This window comes from Lysobacter korlensis (assembly GCF_042434515.1).
The window spans coordinates 1-3,888 of sequence record NZ_JBHLTG010000026.1; the positions used below are offsets into that span (position 1 = coordinate 1).

General features: G+C 62.2%; 5 protein-coding genes. All 5 read right to left on the reverse strand.

Translation table 11 applies throughout. From position 1 onward, the window contains the following. Window positions 1-222: 222 nt before the first annotated feature. Window positions 223-447 (reverse strand): DUF7661 family protein, encoded by a 225-nt coding sequence (locus tag ACFFGH_RS34110; protein ID WP_386677356.1) that lies wholly within the window; start codon window positions 445-447, stop codon window positions 223-225. 71 nt (window positions 448-518) lie between these two features. Next, window positions 519-1,187 (reverse strand): HAD family hydrolase, encoded by a 669-nt coding sequence (locus ACFFGH_RS34115; protein ID WP_386677358.1) that lies wholly within the window; start codon window positions 1,185-1,187, stop codon window positions 519-521. Between the two features lie 391 nt (window positions 1,188-1,578). After that, entirely contained in the window at window positions 1,579-2,298 is a 720-nt protein-coding gene (locus ACFFGH_RS34120) for a hypothetical protein (RefSeq protein WP_386677360.1), read from the reverse strand. A gap of 29 nt (window positions 2,299-2,327) precedes the next feature. Continuing rightward, window positions 2,328-2,828: a hypothetical protein gene (locus ACFFGH_RS34125; protein ID WP_386677362.1), complete on the reverse strand. Its 501-nt coding sequence runs from the start codon at window positions 2,826-2,828 to the stop codon at window positions 2,328-2,330. A gap of 493 nt (window positions 2,829-3,321) precedes the next feature. Next, window positions 3,322-3,771, reverse strand: coding sequence for a hypothetical protein (locus ACFFGH_RS34130; protein WP_386677364.1), 450 nt, complete (start codon window positions 3,769-3,771; stop codon window positions 3,322-3,324). Between the last annotated feature and the right edge of the window lie 117 nt (window positions 3,772-3,888).

Consider the following 3,888-nt stretch of genomic DNA (forward strand, 5'->3'; position numbering starts at 1 on the left):
GCAGCCGAAAAACTGGCCGGGGCCCGCTTACTCGCTAGCCGGCCCTCCGCACAGAACACGGCCTGTTCCAATGCGGCCTAACACCTGAGTTAAGCCGCACCGCCGCGGAAGGGTGGCCGAGGCCCACGTGGCTGAGCGACCTGACCTTTCAACGAAGCCACGAAGCGGTGTCGGCTTGGACGAACTGTTAGGCCATGGAGCGAGATCCCCGGCCACCGATACCTACGGTAGCAGGCGAACCTCGCTATTGCGCGGCGTGGCGATCTCGTGGAGGAGGTCCGCGAGGTATCCGGGCACCTCCGCTGCAGAGAGCGCTGCAGGTATGGAAATCTCGGCGGGGCGGCGCTTGCCCTCTGCACTCAGCAAATAGACCTGCCATTGGTCGCCGCGCCGGGCAACCGCCATGCGCCGTCCGAAAACATCCAGTCGCAGTTCAGTGGGTTCCATGGCCTAACACCTGAGTTAAGCCGCGCCGCGAAGCGGTGTCGGCTTGGACGAATTGTTAGGCGGATGACCTGCTATCGCCACGTGAGAATAGTAGCCTCGGTTGCCAGCGCCTGTTTGATGAGAGCGAGGCACTCCGGCTTGGGGCTGACCAGATAACACTCTGCGCTCAGCTTGAGGACAGGCAGGTCTGCGTGATGGTCCGTATACGCGACAGCCCACGGCGGGGCAAACCCGCGCGCTTTGAGAATTGGCACCTTGTTGGGGCCGAAGCAGTGCTGGTCCCGGACGAGGCCGCCAAGAAAGGGACGAACGGTAGAAGCCGCGAGCGGAACGTGGCTCAGGCCGCCATGACGTAGCAGCGCCTGGGCCAGCGGCTCGAGGCATCCGGTGGCGATGACCACACGGTGGCCTTGAGCCAAATGGGCATTCAGCCGCTCCACGGCAGCCGGTACAAAGACCGACCCGGGGCCGTCGGGAAACGATTGAACGTGCTGCTCAATGAGCCCGGGCAGAGCCGCTGGGCCTCTGCCGAGAGTGGCCACCCAGACCGCGAAACGAACGAGCCAAGTGCGTCGGCGAGTGAAAAGGATGGTCGCGGCCAGTACGGGCAGCGCAACCGCTACTAACGCTAAGCGCCACGGATCGCGCTTGAGCAGCCAGCGAAAGAACCGCTCTGCGGTATCCCACTTGGTCAGAGTGAGATCGAAATCGAACACAACAATCGGTGATGTCTCGCTCATCCGCCTAACACCTTGAGTTAAGCCGCACCGCGAAGCGGTGTCGGCTTGGACGAATTGTTAGGCCGAATTGGCGAGGATGCTCGGGAAGCTGCCCCGAGCCGCCGACCAAGTGCCCGACAACGGAGACACTACTGCAAGACCCGGCCGAGCACACCTGGAGCCGGGCCTTACCGGAAGCGCTGCACCCGAGCGGCCCGCATGGGCCGAACGAAGTGACGGCGAGTGCGTCCGACGGGTTAAGCGATCCGGTGCGAAGAGTGAGAGCGGCCGAAAGGCCGGCCGAGGCGTAGAACTGGGGCGCCGGCCTTCCGCACAGAACATTGCCTGTTCCAATGCGGCCTAACACCTGAGTTAAGCCGCGCCGCGAAGCGGCGTCGGCTTGGACGAATTGTTAGGTGGCGCCTTCGCCGCAGTACACGGCGATTGACCAACGATAGGCACGCCCTCTGGCGGCGCACCATTCGGGAAAGCTACCGGCCGGCCGGGCTTTGTACGCCTGCCAATCGAAAATCATTTGACCATATTGCCGAGCCTCCTGGTCGAGGTCGGACAGAGGCTCTCGATCCGGCGCCCCCTCAATTAGATCAGTTGCCCGCCCCAAGTCTTCCAGGGCTTCGTCCAGCTCGCCTATGAAAAGGCCTTCGCTCAAGTGATGGGTTGCGTACTCAACTGAGGATAGCTCGTGCTCAATCAGCATGCGTCGGATCGCTACGTCGCTTGGGTCTGCGGCTAGCACCCTGTTGAGGAGGTCCGGATCGCGGCGCAGCATCGCTAGCCACCGAACCGGTGCGATGGACTCAGGCTCATCCTCTGACCATCGCTGGAGAACAGGATAGACAAAACGACTCAGTAACGGCTGGGAAAGAAACTGGTGGCAGGCCGGGGTGCGGTAATGGAGCGTCAGGATGGTATTTACGGCATCCTGAGACTTCTCGCTCTCCCACGCGCCAGCACACGCCAAGAAGGTATTAAGGGCGGCAAACGCTTCTCGACGTAGGCCTGCCTCGCGGAGGCGGCAATACTCGCCGAGGTGAGCGAAGTCATCCCGCGCAGCCAAGGCAGCCGCGAGCGATGCAAGACCGTCAAAGTTGTGTTGATTCCAGTCGTGCATGAGCCTTCCAGCGCCACCTAACACCTGAGTTAAGCCGCGCCGCGAAGCGGCGTCGGCTTGGACGAATTGTTAGGCGGCAACGGGCACTGCTCCGGGTAGGGCGTTACGGCGCGGCTGTAGCGAATGCCTCCAAGCACCACTGCTCCAGGCGCTACAAGACGAATTGGCAGTGTTTGTGGCGCCGGAGCAGGGCGGCTAGGTAGGCATCCATCGCAGCCCTGATAGGTGAGCACGACTGTTCCACTCTGGAGGGAGCCTGACAGCTGGCCTTCGTAGAAGTCGGCGCCGCCATCGCCCTCTACTGAGAACAGGCGCCCGCCGATGCAGGCGACGATCTGCTTATGAAGCTTTACCGTAGAGCCCTCGATTTGAAGTGAGTTCTGGCGCAGCCAGCGCTCATTGGCGCCAACGTCGTATTCGGGCGCCTCCTCAAAGCCGATGTAAGCAACGACGTGCCATGGCAGCGGCGGCGGAGCGTGAGACGCAGCGCTGGCCGCACTGAGGAAACCTGACAAGAGCAGAGTCTTCATTTGCCGCCTAACACCTAAGTTAAGCCGACCCGCGAAGCGGGGTCGGCTTGAACGCGTAGTTAGGCCCGAAGGAGTCCGAGGTACCTGGACACTTGCTGGCCCGGAAGAAAGCTGGAAGTCGCGCCGATCCCTCACAGCAACGAGCCGATCTTACCCGTCCGCAGCGTCCGAAGGCAGTCAACGCGGCGGCAGCTGCGGGACAAGTGCCCAACAGGGGGCCGCAGTGCCTAACGCTTTCAGTTAGGCCCGAGAACCCGGCCGGGCACGGGCCGAGAGAGCGTGAGGTCCAATGCGTCCGAAGGCAGCCAACCGTCCCGAGCGGACTTGCGAGCGCTGCGACGAAAACGGCGGCGCCTTTGCCTGAGTGCGGTCGTAGTGCGAGGCCGAGAAGAGCTGCACTGACCAAGACGGCAACTGCTGCCCGCCTAACACCTGAGTTAAGCCGAACCGCGAAGCGGTTTCGGCTTGGACGAATTGTTAGGCGGCACCTGCGTCACCAGTCTTCCTTGGCCGCCGAGATTTTGAGGGAGTCGAGCTGCCCCTCCACGCTAACGGAGAACTCAATTGTTACCTCGTAGTCGGCGCTCAGATGCCGCGCACTAAATGACGAGTACTTGCCCGTCAGGTAGTCCGGGGTGACCCGTGGAATGCCGATGGCTGAGGCATCCGGCGATATGCACGCCAGCGCCCGGTTCACGTTGGCGTGCATGAACTCGGTAGAGCTGTTCTGCAGCAACCAACCGCATAGCTCCTTCCCAGGCGCGTAGTCGTTGAACGCGCAATACTTGCTGAGATTGGACCAGTCGTTCTTGAGTTCAACGTGCTGGACCGTGTTCTGGGGAGTTTGCTTAGCGAAGGCTGCGATCTTGCGGCACATGTCGTCCGCCGCGGCATGGCCGGAAACGGCCACGAGTGACAGCGCTACGAATGCGGACTTACCCATTGCCGTCCTCTCCATGTGCCGCCTAACACCTGAGTTAAGCCGCGCCGCGAAGCGGCGTCGGCTTGGACGAATTGTTAGGGCCCGTTGCCGGCGACCAGCAGGTGCACCCTATACATT